The organism is Pseudoalteromonas sp. NS-SX12 (genome assembly GCF_057367955.1).
Genome location: NZ_CM170635.1, coordinates 1,115,817 through 1,135,604, shown reverse-complemented (window position 1 = coordinate 1,135,604; position 19,788 = coordinate 1,115,817). Strand labels below are relative to the sequence as shown.

The window sequence follows — 19,788 nt, the reverse complement described above, 5'->3', positions numbered from 1 at the left end:
AATCGCCCCATGCCATTGTGCATTTATCACAAAGGGCTTGTTTAAACATTATTGTCAATTAGCCTTGGTATTGTTTGCTAGCGGTATGAGTGAGGAAGTAAACGTGATCACAGCGATTCTATTAGCCGGTTTTGCACAGAGTTTGGTGTTATCTGGCTTTTTGTACAATAAATCGAAACAAATTCAGCAGTTTAAAATCTTAATGCTGATCCATTTGGTGTTTGCTTTAGATCTCTTTTTAGTATTTGCCGGTCAGCTTAATTGGCTTTCATCGCGACTAAACGCATGTTGGGGGGCAATTTACGCCATTTTATTTTTTGTTTTTATTCGCAGCTGCATCGGTTTGATGCCGTCAAAACGAGAAATTATATATTACTTCGCGCCTTGGCTGGCACTTAATATCTCCGTTATTGATTTTCTTTACGATCCTAAAAGCACGGTGTTGTCTTTGCGTCACGAATTATCGGGCTACTTTTTACTGGTTATTTATCTTTATTTTGCCATTTGGGCCTGTGTAACGGTCAGGCGATACCGAAAACAACAAGCGCAGTTTTCAACAACACTTAGTAACGAAAATATTTTGTTGTTATGGGGAATATGCGCCAGCTTATTTTTAGCTATTTCTGTTATTCCGTTTCAATACATGTTGCAAACTAGCTTACCTTTACCGCAATTATTAATGTGCTGTGTGATGTATGGCATTACCTATGTGTTGTTACTAAAACCCCAACTACTTGACTTTAAAACTAAGCAAGTGGCAAACACTCACAAAGAAAAATTGCACGCGAGTGAAGATGCATTACTTGCCGAGCACATTTTAACCTCACTTGATGAGCAGCAGCTTTTTACCGATCCCAACTTGAGTTTACAAACCTTTGCCGAACACTTGGCGATGAAACCCTATTTACTCTCACAGGTGTTAAACCATCATTTGGGGATAAAATTTATTGATTTAATTAATCAACGGCGAATTGAATATGTTTGCGACCTAATTAAAAATCAGCCGCATATGCCAATGTTAACAATTGCGATGCAAGCGGGCTTTAATGCTAAATCGACCTTCAATGCGACATTTAAAAAATATCGCAATCTCACCCCAAGCGAGTATAAATCCCAAGTATTAAGTACAGATTAGCGAATCTGTACGTACAAAAACGCCAATAAGACGACACCAAACGCGAAACGCTGAACCATAAAGCCTTTAAATAAAAGGAAAACTTTATGAACTACAAAACACTTTTTGCGCTTTGTTTGTCGCTGTTATTAATTGCGTGTGATAGCGATGATGCACTGTTTGAGAACCCATCTGCGCAACACGTTTACCCCGCACCAAGCGGGCAATATCGGGTTGGCATTATGGAGTTTGATATTAGCGACTACCGCGAAGATAAACTGGCTCCAGAGCTTGGCGAACTGCGACAGTTTACCATTCGTGTGCATTATCCGAGCCAATTACGTTCGACTCTCTACCACCCGTACTTTGATAAATGGCAACACCAAGTCGATTACCTATCTGCACTAAGGCCACAAGATGCCCCAATTCACCCCGAACAACATGAGCTGCAAAGCATGTTGTCTTGGTCAAATTCAAAAGCGCCAATCGCATATCATCAGGAAAATGGCTGGCCGATGCTTTTTTACTCTCATGGCTTAGGACTTTTTAATGCTGACAACACCGAGCTGCAAGAAGCGCTCGCAAGTCATGGCTTTGCCGTGGTTTCAATTAACCATACTTATTTGGCTGGCGTTACCAGTTTTCAAAATGGCGAACAAAAAGGACTGTATTTACCAAGTGGCAAACACGATGTGCAAACACCTGCTGGCCGCAAGTATTTTGATAATCACGTTGCATCTGAAATTGCCAAAGACGTGCTCGCTACATATCAGTGGTTAACGCAAGAAAGCTGGCAATTTGAGCATCAGCTCAATTTAAACAATGTTGGCATGTTAGGTTTTAGCTTAGGTGCAAGTGCGGCAATGAATGCCTGCCAACAACTATTAGTATGCAAGGCCGCAGCAAATATGGATGGTATCGTATTGGGTAACGTGGCAATAAATCCACTAAACAAACCACTGTTACTATTTCGCTCGGAAAATCCTTTTTCACAGCTAGAGCCAATTTATCACGCGAATCAAAATGACAGCATTTTGGTATCAATTCACGGCAGTCAGCACAATGACTTTACCGACCAAAACCGCTGGATTGTTGGTTATCCAAGCGAGGTTGATACAAACACCATGCATAACATTGTGAAACAGCATATGCAGCGCTTTTTTAGTCATTATTTAAACGCAAAGCCATTAGTACTCGCCGAATTTGAAGGTGTTAGTATTCAGCAAAAGTAATTCGACTAATCTAAACTAGCAGCCAGTATCAACAGTAGAGGCTACTTTACTGGTCACTTGGCTGCCATTTTCAGCAAAAGCGTAATAGGCATAGCATTCGTCTTGTAGGCTGTAGCCTTTAGGGAAAATAAATAATCCCCAGCCCTGAATACTGCTATTTACATACGATGCCGGGGTTTGATCTATCACACATAAGCGCTCTTGACAGTTATAACTTGCAACTAAGCTTGAACCTAAATCAAAATACCCATTGCCCACATAACTGAAATCTCCGTCCATTAAATCACCCAACGCGTTATTCCAGATTTCTTGCGGCGCACCAAAATAGGTATTAACGGTAACCCCATTAATGATAACGGATTCATTGCTAACTTTATGTTTATGTTGCATCACTGCTTTAGCATAAATGCCATCGGTAAGCTGATCTAACCCAGCAGCCACTTGTTTTAGGGTTGCAATGTTTGCGTCGCGATTAAGTGAAAGGAATTTAGGCGCCGCCACAACGGCTAACACACCGAGTACAACAATCACTAAAATCAATTCAATTAAGGTAAAGCCGCGGTGAGAGGTCATAGCAGGTGTACATCTTTTAACATTAAACATTCAATGGATAAGGGAAACCCTTATGTATGCCTTACAGAGTAAGCCTTCTGGGGGAAATGTTCAAATAATTAAAATAGCGAACATCCTTGTTCCACTAATACCAAATGAACATTACACTGGCTTGGAGGAGCGTAAAGTAAATGCGAATTCAGTGCCTTTACCAAGTTCACTTTTTACTTTGATGTCGGATTTAATCAGCTGGATTAAACGGTTTGTTATTGCAAGCCCTAGCCCCGCGTGCGACTTTTTACAGCCTAGGCTGTTACTTGCACGATATCGCGCTTCAAAAATATAGGGTAAATCTTCGCTGCTAATACCCACGCCGGTATCGGCAACAACAATTTTGTACTGCTGCGACTCTAAACCAACCTTGATACTAATCGTTCCTCCTTGATTAGTATGACGCAGCGCATTTTCGATTAGGTTCGTTAAAATACGCTCTAATTTTGCAATATCTGAATAAACACTAAAATCGCATTCTTTCGGGTGCACTTTTAATTGAATGCCCGCTTTTTCAGCGCGTAGGGCAAACTTTGCCATTACATCGTAAATCAGCTCACCTAAGTTGAATACTTCCAGATTAATATTGGTTTGGCCGGATTCAAGATGAGCGAGTTCAAAAATTTGATCGATCAAGGCTTTTAATTGGCCGCAATTTTTAAGCGTTACATTTAAATAATGCGCGGCTTTTTCATTAGCATTGGGCGTTTCTTTGTTAAGTAACTCTAAATAGCCTTGCAGCGAGGCAAGTGGCGTGCGTAAATCGTGAGATAAATGCGCAAGTAATTCTCGGCGCTGCTCATCAAGCGCTGTTAGCTGCATCATTTGTTGATTAATGGTGATCAGCATGCGATTTACTGCCGCACCTAATTGATGAATTTCATTGTGGTGTTCTGGCCAATCTAATAAAGGCAGTTCTGAAATATCAAATTCGGTTTTATCCACTTTTTGAATAAAACTGCTTAAAGTTCTAAGTGGTTTAGTAATAGTGCGAAACACCACCAGCATGCTAATCAGCAAAAACCCTAAACCTAATACTAACCAGATACTGCTTACTAAAATTTGCTCTGAGCTTTTAATCGACGCAAAAATAGAATCATAAATCGACGAGCCAATAATCACGTACAAGTAACCTTGTAGGGTATCGCCGTTATACACAGGGGCCACTGAAAAAATCTTTTTGTGGTCGAAGTTACGCGGATCATCACCGTAAATGGGTAAATTAGATTGATCTTCAATTAAGGTAACAAGTGGCGCTAAATCGATAAACTGGCGTTTAACTTGCCCTGGTTTGGCTGAAAACGTCAGTAATTTGCCACTTGGGTCAACAAAATAAAATTCAAACGCAGGGCCAAGCACCATTAAGGTATGGAATAAATTTTCTAATGCCTTGTAATCGTATACTCCTTGTTTTAGCAGTGGATTATCATTAGCTAAATGTTCGGCCAAGCCCAAATGCAGCGCTTGCTCTGCCTGTGCACGGCTTACTTGCGATACGTTTTGTGTCCACCATAAAAAAAGGCTGGCAGTAAGAATGAAAATGCTCGCTAATGTAAGTGAGAGCTTAGTATAAAGCGAGTTTTTCATAGTGCCGCAACAGCCAAGGACTTAGCATTGAGTTTGTAACCAACGCCCCAAACCGTTTCAATCACGTGTTGTTTAGCATGCTTTTCGAGCTTGCCTCGCAGCCGATTGATATGTGAATTAACGGTATGTTCATAGCCACTATGGTCGTAGCCCCAAACTGACTCTAATAATTGGCTTCTTGAAAACACTTGGTTAGGGTGTTTTGCAAAAAACACCATTAAGTCGAATTCGGTTGCGGTAAGCGGTAAATCTTCCCCTTGAAAACGCACTTCATGACTAAAGGGGTCGATGTGTAGGGCACCAAAGTTAAGCACCTGCGGTTGCTCGCTGTTTTGCATGCTTTGTGCTTGGCTTTGCTGCAATAAGCGGATGTGCCTAATTTGCGTTTTGATACGCGCTTGAAATTCACGATAGCTAAACGGTTTGCAAATATAGTCGTCTGCGCCCATTTCAAGGCCGATAATCCGATCCATTTCACTGCTTTTAGATGTGAGTAATACCACGCTCACCTCGGGCATTTTGGTTTTTATTTCGCGGCATAAGGTTAGCCCGTCTACTGTGGGTAACATTATATCCAGTAAGATAATTTGATAATCTTGTTTTGCTAATTGGGCCAGTGCCGCTTCACCAGTTGTAACATGATCGACATGCAAGTTAAGTTCATTTAAATGAACTTGCAGTAACCCCGCAATATCGTGATCATCTTCAACAATCAGTACCGAGTGTTGCATCATCACACCTCTGCTTATTATAGAAATAAGATAGGCCGACGAAGACAACAACAAGGTACACTAAATAAGTGCGCTACAGTGTTTTAAAGTGCTAACTCGGGTTTACTGCAGCACACTATTCAACGTGGCAAAACAAATCGCCGGCCTATTTAACGCGTGTTACGGTGACAGCCAATAGCGGATTGTCGAATTTGTGAAGACTGGTTAAAACCGAAGTACTCAGTCCATCATCTTGTCCAACAACCCCAGGATGCATCGCAACTTTATTTATTTCTTCGCGTGCACTGTTAAAGCCTTCACCTCCATCAGCTGGCCCCGGTATGGTACCTGGCGCTTCAGAGTTGGCTTCTGTGCCCGCATCATAAGCAAAGGTTTTATAGTACTGCATATCCCCTACACTCATTGAAGAAACATCTATGGCATTAAGACCGGTAAAGCCATCATTTGTATTCACCATCATCGAAATTAATGATAATTTTTGGCCTTCCAGCATCTCGCTTGTGAGCATCAGCTCTACTTTTTGCCCCGGCATTAATACTGCGTCACTTGATGTGCTTGCATTCACCACATCTAAAGCCAAAAGGCCCGAGTTATCACCGGATTCTGCCAGTATTTCAAGTGGCTCAGATGCTATTTCACCAATTTGCCAAAATTGACCGGAGGTATGTAACGCACTGCCTAGCGGCGACATAGGTTGTGCCTGCGTTAAATTCACAGCGGTTACCATAAATTCATAAGTCATTGTGGTTGGCGGCGTGACTACTGGTGGCTCAACCGTCATTTTTTCGTTATCGTCGTCCCCGCAGGCAACAAGCGTTAAACATGCTGCTGGGATCAAAATTTTACTAAGTCTCATAATGACCCCCAATTACTTCACAGTGACTGTTACTTTCGCAACTGGGTTTAACCAGCGGTGAACTGTATTATGTAAGTCACTACTACCACCGGAAGCATTGTCATCACCAAGGTTTCCACGGTGAACATGGATCATTTTATTCTCTTCGCTTGTAGTAACGCCTGTGCCATTTTCGCCAGGAGCAACCCCAGGAGACGCAGGAATACCAAGTTCACCCGGTGCGCCAGATCCATTTTTTACTAACTCATTATTGGCTTCTGTACCCGCATCATAGGCATTTAAATAAATGGTGTAAGTACCCACTTCGCTTGGAATTCGCCAACTGTTTAGGCCAACAAAGCCATCATTGGTTGGCAGCATCATACCCACTATTGATAATTGGGTATTGCCGTCAGCTGTCATTAAGTTGGTCATGGTACTCATGGCTGGGGCAAGTAAACCACCCGCAGGGTTTGCCATGGTATCTGCACCAATACCATTTACCATAGCTACAAGCCCATCTAAGCTGCCGCCTTCGGCCATTGCTTGCAGTTCAGGTGAAGCCGCTTCACCTAATTTATATAACATGGCATCGCTAGAATGCGCCGTAACAAGTAACGGCGTAAAATAAATGCCTTGGGTTAAGTTAGTAATTTTTACATCTATATCTGCAGCACTTGCATTGCCAGCAGCAAGAAGTGCACTCGTAGCAAAAAGTGAAAGGATTTGTGTCTTCATAATTTGTTCTCGGTTGTTTTAGACCCTTTCACTATGAAAAACAAAGTTCTCAATGCCATCACCGAAATCTCACAAAATTATCACGATTTCATAAAAAATTTTAACTTGCGATAAATGCATAAGAATTGTTCAATTGAGCATTGGCAACCTATAAATTAACCTGTAACGCAAAATGCGCCTTGGCTAATATTGGTTATCACACAAAACATGAAATGGATGTTCAACATAATATGAAGTATTTTTATCTCGCTGCAGCACTTTTAGGCAGTATTGTTCCTTATGGTGCGTTTCTACCTTGGCTAATCGAAAATGGCGCAAATATACCTTTATTTGTTGAAGCGGCAACGGCCAATCCCATTAGCCTATTCGCTTGGCTTGATGTGTTAATCGCCGCAATTACCTTAATTATGTTTATTATTGTCGATGCAAAAACAAATAAAGTTGCGTATTGGTACTTAGCGCTTGTGGGCACATTATGTGTGGGCGTGTCATGTGGCTTACCACTTTATTTATATTTGCGTACCCGTGAGCAAAACACGCGCTTAACTCACGCAAAGTCATTTTAAGGAATTTACATGGATTACTTGCTGGCAGTGACGCTTTTTGCAATTTCATCATCGGTTACACCGGGTCCTAATAATATTATGGTGATGACCTCTGGAGTGAATTTTGGGCTGAAGAAAAGCTTGCCACTGTTGTTAGGAATTTGTATTGGTTTTAGCTTAATGCTGCTGGTTGTAGGATTTGGTTTTGCCCAGCTTTTTGCCCTTTACCCCACACTGCATTTCATTATTAAATGCGTGGGCGTTGGCTATTTACTTTATTTAGCCTGGCTTATTGCAAGTAGCAGCTCAGATGTTGAAAAGAGTCGTCAAGCAACGCCTTTTTCGTTTATGAAAGGTGCGCTGTTTCAATGGGTAAATGCCAAAGCATGGATTGTTGCAACAGGTGCTATTGCAGCATTCACCTCAAGTGGTGGCGATTTATTAACTCAGCAACTCATTATTTCACTGACATTTTTTATCGTGTCGTTCCCCTGTGTTGGTGTGTGGTTGTTATTCGGCTCTTTGCTGCAAAACGCACTCAATAGCCAAAGCCACAGGCGTATATTTAATTTATCTATGGCTGGTTTATTGGTGTTATCGGTATTACCGGTAATGCACGAGATCATTTCCCAGTTACTTAAATAATACGTTGGATGAACCGTCAAAATGCTCACTTATCAAATCCAAAACTAAATCGAAACGAGCAGGTAAGTCTCGCTGGTATTTTTTAACTAAATACCTTGGCTGTGAAATTGGTTTAGGTAATTCAAATTCACAAAGCACGTCTTTAAAAGGTGAATGAGCAATTGCTACTTGCGGTAAAACGGTAAAACCCAACCCTTTTGATACAGGTAACAGGATTTGATTTAGCTGGTTGATATAACCGCTAACTGGCATAAGTTCAATACTGCTAGGGTGTTTATCAAGTTGATTAAACACCATGCTAAGGTAGTGCTTGCCATCAGGGTGATTAATAAACCCGCGTTGGCATAAATCATCAAACGATGTAATCGTGCCCTGCCAAGTTTTTGCCATCACCACAGAAATTTTTTCATGACTTAAGCGCGTTGCGGAAAACCCTTTATCAGCTGAATAGTGGTTAACAATGCCTAAATCAATTGAGCCTTGCTGAATGTGCTCTAAAATACGTTCGTTTGGTGCAATTTCAAGCTCGCACACCAGCTTTGGCAACTTAACTTGTTGTGCAATAAGCTTTTCATACAAAGATAATGCATTTGCGCCAGAGCATGCAATACGACACACCCCACTGTGTTTATCATCAAAGCTAAGTTGCTCGAGTAAATCAATCTGTCCCTTAAACGTCGACAATGCATAGTCATATACCAACTTTCCTTGCTCGGTAATTTCAAATGCTTTGCCATAGCGCTTTATTAAGGCTTGGCCGCAATAACTCTCTAACTTTTGCAAATGTTGGCTAACACCCGGTTGTGTCATTGCTAATAAATCTGCGGTTTTGGTAAAACTTTTTGTCTCAACTAGGGTGATATAAGTTTTTAACCATATGTTATTTAACATCATAATTTTAAATTATAGGTTTTCTAAAATTTAATAATTTCAATTAATTTAGTTGATTAACTAGGCTTAGCACAAGTAATTTTTCTTGTTAAAAAAGGAAACACAATGTCACACACATACCCTAGAAGTTTTTCGCACATTGGTATTTCAGTACCTGACCTAGAAGCCGCGGTAAAATTCTACACTCAGGTGTTAGGTTGGTATTTGATTATGGAACCTACTGAAATTGTTGAAGACGATTCGCCAATAGGCGAGATGTGCACCGATGTGTTTGGTGCTGGCTGGCAGCGTTTTCGCATTGCCCATTTATCTACTGGTGACCGTATTGGTGTTGAACTATTTGAATTTAAGAACCAAGAAAACCCCGAAGATAATTTTGAATATTGGAAAACAGGTATTTTCCACTTTTGTGTGCAAGACCCAGATGTGGAAGGACTGGCTGAAAAAATTGTTGCTGCTGGCGGTAAAAAGCGTATGGCAAAACCACGCTATTACTACCCAGGTGAAAAGCCTTACCGTATGATTTATATGGAAGACCCATTTGGCAATATCTTAGAAATATACAGCCACAGCTACGAATTACACTATGCAAGTGGCGCCTATAACTAACAGTTATATTCCTGCAGGCTGATTATTTAACAGTTAGTTAAGTAATCAGCCCCTTTCACAGTCGCCGTCAAAGGCTTAAAAGTGCCAACAAATGTTATTCGTAACGCCCGCGTAATAGCTTTGAGCTAGCGGGCGTCTTGATTGACGCGTTTGTTAGCTTGTGTTGCACGAATAAAATCAAGATCACTCGTGATAACTCCAATACCCGATGCGACAGCGTCATCGTAGGATTGGGTAATCGATTCATGTCGAGACCAAAGATAAACATCCGAACCATAGCTCTGTAATCTTGATGCGAGGCGTTCAGGATAGCCCCAAAAAAACTTTGTCATCGAGGGAGGTATAAAAAGAATGGTGTTCCTACAGGACTCGGGAACTAATCCAGCCCATCCAACTAAAAGATAATTTAATCCGCAACTCTTTACACTACCAACGCTTGCTAACCGTAAAGACGAATCCTTGTTTCGAAACCACTCCATGCCTTTTGAAGAGGTAATTACAATATGGTTAGATTTTTTTCCAGCTAAATACTCATATAGAGTTTCGAATGAACGTATGTCGTTATTTTTTAGGTTTAGCCAAAACTCATGCTTTGGATACCGTTCGTAAAACGCCTCTAACTTGGAAATCCTAAAACCTTTTCCTCTAAATGGGAAAGTAGCACCATCATCAAACGTATATCCATATCCTGCATCAAGATTTTTCAACTGCTCAAACGATGTTTTATGTACCGGTCCAGACCCATTTGTAGCACAATCTAACGTCCAGTCATGAAAAACAACCAGTTGGTCGTCACGTGTTCTGTGAACATTTAGATGAATTACGTTTGCTCCCGCTGCAACGGAAGAAGCCACAGCTTCAAGTGTATTCTCAACTGAATTGCCCCTTGAAGCTTCTATTGAAAGGGAGGTACAGCCAGTTTTTTTTAATTTTTCATAGTTAACTGCACTTCCGCCTCCTCGATAGGCCACAATCTCGCCATGTCGCTGTAAGTCAGGAACGAACACATAAGCATTAAAAACTCCTAGAGTAATTATGCAAAACAGACAAATCAAAAACGTCTTAACTATTTTTATAAACATTTATTACCTGAATCCTTGATTGATGGTCGATGAAAACTAATTCCCGCATAAGGGGCGCGACTTGATGCGTTGTTATATGCCGAATGCCACAAACTTATCATTTAAGTTATCAATGAGCTGATTATTTACTTTTAAAGGTTATGTCATAAAAACCTCTTTTATATCAGTAACTCTAGACCGTTGCTCGGTTAGCAGATCGTCTTCAGAAAAAAGGAAAATCACTTTTCTAGCCAAAATTTCATCAAAGTATTCCTGTGAATTATTTGCTCCCTCACTGATTATTACAGCCCTTACCTTTAACAGTTGCTCAATATCATGGAGCCAAATTCTTTTTTTGTGAGCAAGATAACCGTTCGCTATCTCTTTCTGGTAATTAATAAAAGCAGATTTACATTCAGCCGGAGCAGCATTCATTATTTCAATTACTTTATCACTTGAAAAAGCAGGGCTAGTCACAAGGATTAAAAGTAGAGCAATTAGTCTCATAAGTACCCTACGCATATAACGCCTTGCTCATTTGCGCGGCGGTTGTAGTGGATTTTTGTGCAACAATGGCCGAAGGCCATGCACAAAAAGGAGCGTAGACCGCTGCGTCAAATGGAGCAAATTGTTAGGTGCCAACGACGACCACCATACCTTTCTCGTATTTGATTCTTTTAATATTTTCGGCATCAGATATTCCATAGTTTACCCAGAACTCACTCGGATCACTGGGATACCCGCATGGAAAGGCAAACAATTCCGTTACTTCTGAATTGGCATCCAATTTAATAGGGTGAGCTATATCACCAGGAAATTTTTCTATATCAGGATCGATTTCTATACCTGGCCAATCAATGCTTGCTTGAATCGCCAAATCTACTGCGCCATCATTGACAAATTTAACAGCCAAACCGCATCTTGATGCGTACGCGCTATTGAATGCAAAAACGGCCAGTAAAATTATAAGTATATTCTTCATCCGATTTCACCTAACAGTTTATTAAGAGGCAAGTTGCCTCTTTTTCTACCGCAGCATCGCCTGTTTACATACTGAAGTAATTTATAACACTAATAATTAGTTGTTACTAGTCAGATAGTTATTTGAAAATGAACATTTTATCAATTGCAAAAAACAGGCAAATTGCCTGTTAATATTATTAAGGGGGAAGTAATCATTAAGAATTGGAATAGGCAAAATTTTTACTTCTAACAACGAAGAGTTTGTTATGTGCTTAGAGTAATTTATTCAATGACCGTTCCTCGCTCATTACTGCCGGATACATAATGAAATTCAGAGGGTTACTTCCGCTTTGTGTCAATAACTGTCATTCGTACGCTTGCCGTAAACGGCACAAGATAGCAGTCTTAAATTGATGGCGAAAGAGCACAAGCCTGCTGTTTTGCGGCCTTGGTTGAAGTATTTGCTAGGGTTACGGAATAATCTCACCATCTTCGTCAACTTCCTTGCCCCATTTATTCATCATGGTTCCACATTTTTTGCACGTCCACCCACCATAGTTCTTTTGAAACTCATTCAGGGGGCGTCTGATTATAGGCATTTTTAGCTGACAATTAGGACAATGCACTCTATTTGAGTTTATCCCTAAATTAGACTTTCTCGCATTTTCCACTTTAAAAAATAGAAATAACCCTATAATTGGAGACAATATCTTCGCAATTAATATCCAGCTCAATTTGTAACCCTAACGCCTCAGTTAAAAGGCAAAATTTAGTTGACTATACTGTGAAGCGGAGCGAAACCAGCCAACTGAATTTTGTCCGCTTTTAAACTGTTTGTTATGAATACTTTTTAAGTACAATTTCTTTGCAGTTGTTATACAACTCTTTAGCTCTAGTTGGAATACTAAGCGATGGATTAAAATTTGGATTTAGTGTCCCCATAGGGTTGTGCATATGGCCGACTACATAGTCCATTTCCATACTCAATAAGTATAAAGTTCGCAAAGAGCTATAAAAATCTTTTTCAAAATCTTCGGTTGCTTTTTCTTGTTTTTCTATAAATGCTTGCGGATTTGATAAATCAATTTCTTTGGATTTACTATGAACAAGTTTATTACGTGCCGAAATTAACGTTTTTAAAGAATTAAAAGCAGCTCCTGATTTATCAAGAGACTTGCCACAAACTAAACGAGGAATTATTACCCACTTAGAGATAATATCTAAACTAGCAAGGTGCTGCTGATAATACTTGTCTCCAAGCTGCTTTCCTGCATAATCGTTGATGGCTGCTTCAATACACATAGCAGCAAATATAATAGCCTTAATAGCTAATTCATGAACGCTATTTTTTAAATCATAAGTTTCTTCTTCATTTAGTGCAGACGTCTCCGTAGATTCTAACTCCAAGCATTTACAAAAATCAGCCTCAGCAATACTAAAATATGTAAAGTGCATTGCATTTGTTCTTGCGAAGGAGTCTCTTGGGTGAGGAACATGAATTAATTGATTATTCACTAAACTTCCTTGTATTCATAACAATTTAATATCGACCCAATGGGTTGTTTTTCTACCGAGCCACGGGGTGTTTTTATCATTGTACCAGTTCTATCACACTAACTAACTTGTTGCTACATATATACTTTTAATCATTATAGAAATTATGAAAAGGATAAAAACGACCAAATGGGTCGTTTTCCTGAATATAGGAGAAACTCATAGCAACTGGACATATAATCGGTGCTGAAAAATAAATTTCTAATGACTGCTATTCGCTCTGAGCTGCCTTAGTGCAACTAAGCATGTTATGGACCTGAATTAATAATTCATCCATGAAGCTTGGTTCCATTGGTCATCTCAATAATCGCTCCTGCATTATTCTAATGCCCTACGACCATGTAGGTCACACACCTCACTTCCTCAAGCTGCGAAGCTCAGATGATTCTAGGCTTCCTGCCTTTCACTCTTAGGGCCAGCTACGCTGTTCAAAAATATTCCATTTATTTTTGTCGGTCTTTCGTCACCTCTTAAATCAAACCTGAAACTATCGCTTAAATGAATAATACGAGACAGTAAGCGGAGCGAGTCGAGTAAGGCATGCTAAGGTACGGGTGAATAGCGTCTTGAGACGAACGAAGTTCGGCTAGCTATGAACGCGTATAAAAAACGACCGCGAAGTACTAATTAATGACTTGCTGGCAAATATAAAAAGCGCACCTTAGTGCGCTTAAATTATTGCCCCTGAGCTAATTATTTACTTTGCTCTGCCAAGTAGTTTTTGGCTAGTTTGGCGGTATGAAGTAGTAACGATTTATCGCCAGCGCGGCCGTGCCCCGGAAATACATGCTTGATATTCGGATACGCACTGAGCGTATTTTCAATTGAAGCTGGCCACTTTGAAACAACCGCATCTTCAAGGTTGCCTAAATTTTTACTGTTAAGCCCCTTTACAAAACAACCACCAAAGAGCATTTGTGACTTTTCAAGCCATACCACAACATTATCAGCGGTATGCCCACCACCAGGATAAAACACCTCTATTTTGTCTTTAAGCAGTGAAAACTTATTCTCTTCGATAATATGTGTTGCCGACAACCCTTTATGTTTTTCCAATAACTGATTCGTTTTTTTATAGGCATAAGTTGGAATATTTCGCTTGTTTAACGCATCAAGGCCACCGCTTGCATCTTGATGAAAATGCGTAACAACAGCCGCTTTAAGCGTAAAACCTTGCTCTTTTGTCCAATTAATCAGTTTTTCGGTGTCACTGTTCGACCAAGGCGTATCAATCATGTAAGCCTCTTTACCGTCAACAACAACTAACCCGCGTGCAGCAACATTACCCCACTGACCAACGTGCTGATAGGAAATATGCTCATAAACCCCATTTTGTATTGGCTTTATCGTTAATTTCGGATCCGCGGCGTTAAGATTAAAGCTAATAATAAACAGCACGTATAGGGTAAATTTACCCAGCGCATTAATTGAACTAAACATGTAAAAACCAGTAACGAAAAATAAAGCTATTACCTTGCAAAAACAAACAACAAAGGTCAACTTATGTTGTTAACAGTTTATGCTTCAGGTGCTTCATTTATAAAATTTTGCCAAGGACCCGTAATTGCCAATGTGCGCGTAGGCGAATACAAATTAACAAATAACACCTCACCATTTGGCGAAAAACACGCCCCTGCAGGCTCTGTATTAATGTTTATTTTGGCAAATGGATAAACTGCCCCACTTGGCGTTACACCGCGTAAATAGTTATCAGGAAATAAACTATATTGGTCTTCACATACCAATAAATGGCTATTTGGCATCACCGTTAAGTTATCGCCAAAGTTATATAGTGATTTATCGCTACTTTCTAAAAACAGCTGTAATAACGCAGGGTGCTCTGCCTCGTTATCCGTGCCTTCAAAAGCAGACGGTTGATATCGCATTATTTGACCAAGCTGCTTTGTACCACCATTGGTGCAGCAAAAATAAAGTTCGTTTTCGCCAAAATGAATGCCTTCTCCACGAGCAAAAACCGCTGCACCCGCTTCATAGCCGCGTTTGCGCAGGTCATCTTCTGGGCTTTCAGGGTTATCAAGGTTTATCCATTCCACCTCAAACCACTTTGCAAGTGGCAAAGTGGTTAACTGCCAATTGCGTGTATCGAACTGTTTGCTGTGTTTAAAAACAAGTGCTTGTAATTGACCACCCAAGTGCAATTTTTCTTTTACTTTAGGAATAAAGCGATAAAACAAACTATCGCCTCTATCTTCTGTGAGGTAGACAATGCCTGTACGCGGATCAACTGCAGCTGCTTCGTGATTAAAGCGGCCCATAGCGCGGAGTGGCTTTGCCTCAACCAAACCCGCAGCAGTTGCCGGCACCTCAAATACATAGCCATGGGATTTATTTATTTCACCATCGGGTGTCGCCACCGACTCTTCACACGTTAGCCAGCTTCCCCAAGGCGTTGTGCCGCCCGCACAATTTCGAATCGTGCCAACTAAACTGTAAAACTCACGTTCTACTTTTTGCGTACGCAAATTGTAAATGATGTGAGTGGTCCCTCCGGGGAGTGCAACTTTGCTATGTTGCGAATCATAAGCAAGGTCGCTTACGTGATGTTTAATCTCATTTGATGCATCATCTAAATGCTTTGGGCTTAATTCATGATTGCGCACAAGCGCAACCCGGTTTTCATCAAGCGCAAAACAGCCCATACCATCGGCGCGATCGGGTACCGTTAAACCATCACTCATTTCATTATTCAAAGAAGATATAACGCGGTAACTAAATCCTTTTGGCAGATCAATTAACCCTTTTGGATCTTCAACTAAATCACCATAACCGCGTACACTGGGGGTGTTAGCACGGTTTGAATTACTCGATGGCGAAATTGCACAGCCGAGTAAACTACTGCTCAACCCCATAAACGCTAATGTCACGGTATTTTTAGTAAATTGTCTGCGTGAAACCATTATAAAAGCCTCCTTTCGTTATAAATTTTAGCCTACCCCATAAAGACGACATTTTCATTAAATCACTGTGTATGTTGCCTTTGGTTTATTTTGTTATATTATAACATCTCACAAATTCATAACAGGGGCGAAAATGTTATCAATTGAAAAGGAAGCCGAGCTGAAAAAGCGGTTCAAACTCGCAGGTGTAAAAGCAACACAAAAACGCATGGAAATTTTCCATACCTTAGTGCTGGCTAATCGGGCACTTTCACCTTACGAATTAGCACATTTTTGTGAGAACGATTTCTCGCTGTCTATTCCTGTAGTGTCAATTTACCGCACGCTCGATTTACTCGTTTCGGTTAACCTTGTTCATAAGCTCGACCTTGTAAACAAATACATTGCCTGTGCCCATTTAGAGTGCCAATCACATCATCCTCACAGCCAATTTTTAATTTGTAATGTGTGCCAAAAAGTCACCGAAATCCATATTCCCCACACCATCACAAATGAATTAAGTGAGCATATTGCAAAACACGGATTTCAACTCAAATCACCTCAATACGAATTTCAAGGCATTTGCCAAGCATGTTCGTCTTGACCCTTTAATACTGACACTTTTGCGGAATATAAATGAATTTAACCCTTTTAAAAAATGCCAAAATTGTTAATGAAAACAGCATATTTGAAGCCGACTTACGAATAAAAAAAGGCCGCATAGAGCGCATCGAAAAACACCTTAGTGCACAGCCAAACGAACAAGTCATCGATTTACAAGGTGATTGGTTACTTCCGGGGATGATTGATGATCAAGTTCATTTTCGCGAACCAGGTCTTGAGTGGAAAGCAAATATCGCTAGCGAATCGCGCGCTGCGGTAGCTGGCGGTATTACAAGTTATATGGAAATGCCCAATGTAAACCCTGCAACCACAAATCATGCGGCTTTAAGGCATAAACGCGATATTGCCGCAGCCAATTCACTGGCAAATTACGCATTTTACTTAGGTGCGACTCCTGACAACCTTGATCAAATTAAGGCGTGTGACCCAAAAACAGTATGTGGTGTAAAAGTATTTATGGGCGCATCAACGGGTGATTTATTAGTAGAGCACCCAGTTGCGCTTGAAGCAATTTTTAAAGAATGCCCAACACTTATCGCCACTCATTGTGAGAAGGGCGATATTATTGCCAACAATTTAAAAGGATTGGCAAATAAATCGCTAACGATTCACGATCATCCGATTATTCGCGATGTTGAAGCCTGTTATGCCTCGTCTTCTTACGCTGTAAATTTGGCTAAAAAATATAGTAGCAACTTGCATGTACTGCATATCACAACAGCCAAAGAGCTGGCGCTATTTGAAGCAGGCCCCATTGATAACAAACACATTACCGCAGAAGCCTGTGTTCACCACTTATGGTTTAACCAAGATGATTACACCCGCCTTGGCAACTTAATTAAGTGTAATCCAGCAATTAAATCAGAGCATGATCGCCTCGCCTTATTAAACGCGTTAAACGATGGCCGAATAGACATTATTGCCACCGATCATGCACCGCACACATGGCAAGAAAAACAAGTACCCTATTGTGACGCCCCCGCAGGATTACCACTAGTACAACATGCGCTGCTGAGTTTATTTGACCAAGTAAAACGCGGCGCATTAACTATTGAGCAAGTTGTTGAAAAAACAGCTCATAACCCAGCTAAACGTTTCAAAATAAATGAACGCGGTTTTATCCGTGAAGGCTACTTTGCCGACCTAACCGTGGTGAGTTGTAGCGCGAGCGAACCGGTAACACACGACAACACCCATTATCACTGTGCATGGTCACCATTTGCTGGGCATCAGTTTTCACATAGCATTCGCTACACCTTCGTAAATGGTCAATGCGTATACAGCCATGGCGACATTATTGACGACACCACCAGCGCAATGCCGCTAATTTTTAACCGCTAAATGTAGCGTCTATTAGTCATGTCTATGACACGCGATTTTTAGCAAATAAACCGACTTAACAGGGGCAACTTATGAGTAATCACGCCATTTTAGAAAACAACACCGCGCTTTTTCGCCGCGCTGCCATTTCTGAACAACCAAATATACTTGCGGATATTTATCAAGACGACGTAAACATAGCGATTTGGCAAAACGAATTGAGCGAACTCGCAACACAACAAACAAATGATTTGCGCCAAAGTAGCGAACACTTAAATATGGTGCTGGCGGCAACACCAGACAACGTTATGGCGCAATTAATGGAAAATCACGCCCTTGCGGATAAAACAGCACTTTGTCAGCATATTCAAATATTGCTCGATATGTTTTGTACCTTGTTTGAATTAAAACGTGCTGGGCTTCGCCTAACCTTGCTTGATAAAGCAATGTGTCCCAAATTCCACGTTGACAAAATCCCGTGTCGATTGGTTTCAACCTTGGGCGGGCCTGCGACTGAATGGCTCACTTTTGAAGATGTTGATTACACTAAGCTAGGTTTAGCCAGTGTTGGCCTAAGCGATGATGAGTCTGGCGTGTATTTGCATGAAAATGCGATACAACAAATGCAATCTGGTGATGTGGCATTGCTAAAAGGTTCAGGCTGGCAAAACAATCAAGGTGCGGCACTGGTTCATCGTTCACCTCACGTTGCAAATAATGAAAAACGTCTGGTAATCACACTCGATTTTATCGATTAGCGCTGCCCTGCCAAAGTAGCAGATTTAACGCGCCTAGCTCAGTTAAAAATTGGCGTTTAGCGTTAACCATTATGACAACCTATTAATACCATTTCACATTTCATCAAGAGAATTTTATGGAAGCAATTATAGTTATTGTTGGTTTTTTAGGAGCCGGCAAAACAACCTTACTTAAAAAACTAGTCGATAATGCACTTGCGCAATATTGGCAGCCGTTTATTGTGCTTAACGACTATGAAACTGCCGAGTTAGATATCGCTCAGCTTAGCGATAAACTAGACAAACAGTGGTTAAAAGCCTTAAGTGGCAGCTGCATTTGCTGCAGCGGTATTTCAGAGCTGCGCGACAGCGTTAATCGCATTCCTAAGCGCACTAACGGCATTACCTTTATTGAAGCAAACGGCACTACCGACGCATGCTCATTAATGGGATTTTTAGGTGTTGGTATTAACGAGCGCTTTTTACCACCGATTCAAATTTCAGTAGTTGATGTAAACAATTGGCAAAAGCGCGATGAGTATAACGAGCTCGAAGCAAATCAAATCCAAGTCTCGTCTATTTTAGTGCTCACCCATGAAGATAAAGTAGATGCAAATCGTGTAAACCAAGTTAAAACCGAGCTCAAAAAGATCAATTCAAGCGCTCACATTTTTAGCTTTGCTGATGTGGATATTGCGCAGCTGCCTGAAGTTACTCCATCGAACAACACAACAACAAAACTCGAGCATCATAAAGCGCATTGGGCATCGAGTTCGGCCGATTTACCACATTTACCCGATTACCTATGTGTAAAAGACATTTGCGATGCTTTGCCTAGCACCATTTTACGCATAAAGGGCTGTACCACTGTCGCCGATGAGCCCCATTATGTGTATTTTGAGCGCTGCCCAGACGGAGAAGTATATGTAAGACCTTATCGCGGAAAACCTGACACCGGAACAAAATTACTTACCATTGGCCCAGGAAGCGATAAAACATTGTTAGGGCTAGTAATTAAAAACGCTTTAATCGCAGCAAAAAAACGGGAAAAACCGGCGGTGTGTAACGTTTAACGCAAAGCCACTTTACGGTAATTGAAAAT

General features: G+C 40.8%; 21 protein-coding genes. 9 read left to right on the top strand and 12 right to left on the bottom strand.

Annotation, left to right across the window (positions count from 1 at the left end):
• Positions 1 to 85 precede the first annotated feature (85 nt).
• Positions 86 to 1,135 (top strand): helix-turn-helix transcriptional regulator, encoded by a 1,050-nt coding sequence (locus AC2IOM_RS19380; RefSeq protein ID WP_486359824.1) that lies wholly within the window; start codon positions 86 to 88, stop codon positions 1,133 to 1,135.
• A gap of 86 nt (positions 1,136 to 1,221) precedes the next feature.
• Positions 1,222 to 2,346, top strand: coding sequence for an alpha/beta hydrolase (locus AC2IOM_RS19375; protein WP_486359823.1), 1,125 nt, complete (start codon positions 1,222 to 1,224; stop codon positions 2,344 to 2,346).
• 15 nt (positions 2,347 to 2,361) lie between these two features.
• Here AC2IOM_RS19375 and AC2IOM_RS19370 read toward each other — a convergent pair whose 3' ends face one another.
• The 5 genes from AC2IOM_RS19370 to AC2IOM_RS19350 all read right to left on the bottom strand — a co-directional run bounded on the left by AC2IOM_RS19370 (position 2,362) and on the right by AC2IOM_RS19350 (position 6,840).
• On the bottom strand, positions 2,362 to 2,919 hold the full coding sequence (locus tag AC2IOM_RS19370) for a prepilin-type N-terminal cleavage/methylation domain-containing protein (RefSeq protein ID WP_486359822.1): 558 nt from the start codon (positions 2,917 to 2,919) through the stop codon (positions 2,362 to 2,364).
• Positions 2,920 to 3,060: 141 nt separating this feature from the next.
• The gene (locus AC2IOM_RS19365) at positions 3,061 to 4,536 is read right to left on the bottom strand and encodes a sensor histidine kinase (protein ID WP_486359821.1); all 1,476 of its coding nucleotides are present in this window, start codon (positions 4,534 to 4,536) and stop codon (positions 3,061 to 3,063) included.
• Complete coding sequence (locus tag AC2IOM_RS19360; protein ID WP_416143383.1) at positions 4,533 to 5,270, bottom strand: response regulator transcription factor; 738 nt, start codon at positions 5,268 to 5,270, stop codon at positions 4,533 to 4,535. Before AC2IOM_RS19360 ends, AC2IOM_RS19365 begins: the two co-directional genes overlap by 4 nt.
• Positions 5,271 to 5,412: 142 nt before the next feature.
• Positions 5,413 to 6,123 carry a spondin domain-containing protein gene (locus AC2IOM_RS19355; RefSeq protein WP_486359820.1) on the bottom strand — a complete coding sequence of 237 codons (711 nt, stop codon included), beginning with the start codon at positions 6,121 to 6,123 and terminating at the stop codon, positions 5,413 to 5,415.
• A 12-nt stretch (positions 6,124 to 6,135) separates the two neighbouring features.
• Positions 6,136 to 6,840 (bottom strand): spondin domain-containing protein, encoded by a 705-nt coding sequence (locus AC2IOM_RS19350; RefSeq protein ID WP_486359819.1) that lies wholly within the window; start codon positions 6,838 to 6,840, stop codon positions 6,136 to 6,138.
• A 230-nt stretch (positions 6,841 to 7,070) separates the two neighbouring features.
• Here AC2IOM_RS19350 and AC2IOM_RS19345 point away from each other — a divergent pair, with 230 nt between their 5' ends.
• Together AC2IOM_RS19345 and AC2IOM_RS19340 are read left to right on the top strand one after the other, a co-directional pair.
• On the top strand, positions 7,071 to 7,406 hold the full coding sequence (locus tag AC2IOM_RS19345; RefSeq protein WP_486359818.1) for a DUF2834 domain-containing protein: 336 nt from the start codon (positions 7,071 to 7,073) through the stop codon (positions 7,404 to 7,406).
• A 9-nt stretch (positions 7,407 to 7,415) separates the two neighbouring features.
• Positions 7,416 to 8,030: a LysE family translocator gene (locus tag AC2IOM_RS19340; RefSeq protein ID WP_486359817.1), complete on the top strand. Its 615-nt coding sequence runs from the start codon at positions 7,416 to 7,418 to the stop codon at positions 8,028 to 8,030.
• Here AC2IOM_RS19340 and AC2IOM_RS19335 read toward each other — a convergent pair.
• On the bottom strand, positions 8,019 to 8,924 hold the full coding sequence (locus tag AC2IOM_RS19335; RefSeq protein ID WP_486359816.1) for a LysR family transcriptional regulator: 906 nt from the start codon (positions 8,922 to 8,924) through the stop codon (positions 8,019 to 8,021). The genes AC2IOM_RS19340 and AC2IOM_RS19335 overlap by 12 nt on opposite strands.
• A 102-nt stretch (positions 8,925 to 9,026) precedes the next feature.
• Between AC2IOM_RS19335 and AC2IOM_RS19330 the strand changes: the two genes are divergently transcribed.
• Positions 9,027 to 9,530, top strand: a complete 504-nt coding sequence (locus AC2IOM_RS19330) for a lactoylglutathione lyase family protein (RefSeq protein ID WP_486359815.1) — start codon at positions 9,027 to 9,029, stop codon at positions 9,528 to 9,530.
• A gap of 125 nt (positions 9,531 to 9,655) precedes the next feature.
• Here AC2IOM_RS19330 and AC2IOM_RS19325 read toward each other — a convergent pair whose 3' ends face one another.
• From AC2IOM_RS19325 to AC2IOM_RS19300, 6 genes are all read right to left on the bottom strand, one after another.
• Positions 9,656 to 10,612: a glycerophosphodiester phosphodiesterase family protein gene (locus AC2IOM_RS19325; RefSeq protein WP_486359814.1), complete on the bottom strand. Its 957-nt coding sequence runs from the start codon at positions 10,610 to 10,612 to the stop codon at positions 9,656 to 9,658.
• A gap of 138 nt (positions 10,613 to 10,750) precedes the next feature.
• Complete coding sequence (locus AC2IOM_RS19320; protein WP_486359813.1) at positions 10,751 to 11,098, bottom strand: hypothetical protein; 348 nt, start codon at positions 11,096 to 11,098, stop codon at positions 10,751 to 10,753.
• 124 nt (positions 11,099 to 11,222) lie between these two features.
• Positions 11,223 to 11,573, bottom strand: coding sequence for a hypothetical protein (locus AC2IOM_RS19315; protein WP_486359812.1), 351 nt, complete (start codon positions 11,571 to 11,573; stop codon positions 11,223 to 11,225).
• 818 nt (positions 11,574 to 12,391) lie between these two features.
• A complete protein-coding gene (locus AC2IOM_RS19310) occupies positions 12,392 to 13,069 on the bottom strand; it encodes a hypothetical protein (protein ID WP_486359811.1) in 678 nt (225 codons plus the stop codon).
• A 732-nt stretch (positions 13,070 to 13,801) separates the two neighbouring features.
• Positions 13,802 to 14,548 (bottom strand): subclass B1 metallo-beta-lactamase, encoded by a 747-nt coding sequence (bla, locus tag AC2IOM_RS19305; protein WP_486359810.1) that lies wholly within the window; start codon positions 14,546 to 14,548, stop codon positions 13,802 to 13,804.
• A 77-nt stretch (positions 14,549 to 14,625) separates the two neighbouring features.
• On the bottom strand, positions 14,626 to 16,026 hold the full coding sequence (locus tag AC2IOM_RS19300; protein ID WP_486359809.1) for an alkaline phosphatase PhoX: 1,401 nt from the start codon (positions 16,024 to 16,026) through the stop codon (positions 14,626 to 14,628).
• A gap of 133 nt (positions 16,027 to 16,159) precedes the next feature.
• Here AC2IOM_RS19300 and AC2IOM_RS19295 point away from each other — a divergent pair, with 133 nt between their 5' ends.
• From AC2IOM_RS19295 to AC2IOM_RS19280, 4 genes are all read left to right on the top strand, one after another.
• Positions 16,160 to 16,609 carry a Fur family transcriptional regulator gene (locus AC2IOM_RS19295; RefSeq protein WP_010558343.1) on the top strand — a complete coding sequence of 150 codons (450 nt, stop codon included), beginning with the start codon at positions 16,160 to 16,162 and terminating at the stop codon, positions 16,607 to 16,609.
• Between the two features lie 32 nt (positions 16,610 to 16,641).
• Positions 16,642 to 17,970 (top strand): dihydroorotase, encoded by a 1,329-nt coding sequence (locus AC2IOM_RS19290; protein WP_486359808.1) that lies wholly within the window; start codon positions 16,642 to 16,644, stop codon positions 17,968 to 17,970.
• Between the two features lie 71 nt (positions 17,971 to 18,041).
• Positions 18,042 to 18,707, top strand: coding sequence for a DUF1826 domain-containing protein (locus AC2IOM_RS19285; protein ID WP_486359807.1), 666 nt, complete (start codon positions 18,042 to 18,044; stop codon positions 18,705 to 18,707).
• A 116-nt stretch (positions 18,708 to 18,823) separates the two neighbouring features.
• On the top strand, positions 18,824 to 19,759 hold the full coding sequence (locus tag AC2IOM_RS19280) for a GTP-binding protein (protein ID WP_486359806.1): 936 nt from the start codon (positions 18,824 to 18,826) through the stop codon (positions 19,757 to 19,759).
• Positions 19,760 to 19,788: the final 29 nt, after the last annotated feature.

Coding starts and splice junctions, on each gene's coding strand:
- AC2IOM_RS19380 (WP_486359824.1), top strand. CDS start 86: ATGAGTGAGGAAGTAAACGTGATCACAGCGATTCTATTAGCCGGTTTT.
- AC2IOM_RS19375 (WP_486359823.1), top strand. CDS start 1,222: ATGAACTACAAAACACTTTTTGCGCTTTGTTTGTCGCTGTTATTAATT.
- AC2IOM_RS19370 (WP_486359822.1), bottom strand. CDS start 2,919: ATGACCTCTCACCGCGGCTTTACCTTAATTGAATTGATTTTAGTGATT.
- AC2IOM_RS19365 (WP_486359821.1), bottom strand. CDS start 4,536: ATGAAAAACTCGCTTTATACTAAGCTCTCACTTACATTAGCGAGCATT.
- AC2IOM_RS19360 (WP_416143383.1), bottom strand. CDS start 5,270: ATGATGCAACACTCGGTACTGATTGTTGAAGATGATCACGATATTGCG.
- AC2IOM_RS19355 (WP_486359820.1), bottom strand. CDS start 6,123: ATGAGACTTAGTAAAATTTTGATCCCAGCAGCATGTTTAACGCTTGTT.
- AC2IOM_RS19350 (WP_486359819.1), bottom strand. CDS start 6,840: ATGAAGACACAAATCCTTTCACTTTTTGCTACGAGTGCACTTCTTGCT.
- AC2IOM_RS19345 (WP_486359818.1), top strand. CDS start 7,071: ATGAAGTATTTTTATCTCGCTGCAGCACTTTTAGGCAGTATTGTTCCT.
- AC2IOM_RS19340 (WP_486359817.1), top strand. CDS start 7,416: ATGGATTACTTGCTGGCAGTGACGCTTTTTGCAATTTCATCATCGGTT.
- AC2IOM_RS19335 (WP_486359816.1), bottom strand. CDS start 8,924: ATGATGTTAAATAACATATGGTTAAAAACTTATATCACCCTAGTTGAG.
- AC2IOM_RS19330 (WP_486359815.1), top strand. CDS start 9,027: ATGTCACACACATACCCTAGAAGTTTTTCGCACATTGGTATTTCAGTA.
- AC2IOM_RS19325 (WP_486359814.1), bottom strand. CDS start 10,612: ATGTTTATAAAAATAGTTAAGACGTTTTTGATTTGTCTGTTTTGCATA.
- AC2IOM_RS19320 (WP_486359813.1), bottom strand. CDS start 11,098: ATGAGACTAATTGCTCTACTTTTAATCCTTGTGACTAGCCCTGCTTTT.
- AC2IOM_RS19315 (WP_486359812.1), bottom strand. CDS start 11,573: ATGAAGAATATACTTATAATTTTACTGGCCGTTTTTGCATTCAATAGC.
- bla (WP_486359810.1), bottom strand. CDS start 14,548: ATGTTTAGTTCAATTAATGCGCTGGGTAAATTTACCCTATACGTGCTG.
- AC2IOM_RS19300 (WP_486359809.1), bottom strand. CDS start 16,026: ATGGTTTCACGCAGACAATTTACTAAAAATACCGTGACATTAGCGTTT.
- AC2IOM_RS19295 (WP_010558343.1), top strand. CDS start 16,160: ATGTTATCAATTGAAAAGGAAGCCGAGCTGAAAAAGCGGTTCAAACTC.
- AC2IOM_RS19290 (WP_486359808.1), top strand. CDS start 16,642: ATGAATTTAACCCTTTTAAAAAATGCCAAAATTGTTAATGAAAACAGC.
- AC2IOM_RS19285 (WP_486359807.1), top strand. CDS start 18,042: ATGAGTAATCACGCCATTTTAGAAAACAACACCGCGCTTTTTCGCCGC.
- AC2IOM_RS19280 (WP_486359806.1), top strand. CDS start 18,824: ATGGAAGCAATTATAGTTATTGTTGGTTTTTTAGGAGCCGGCAAAACA.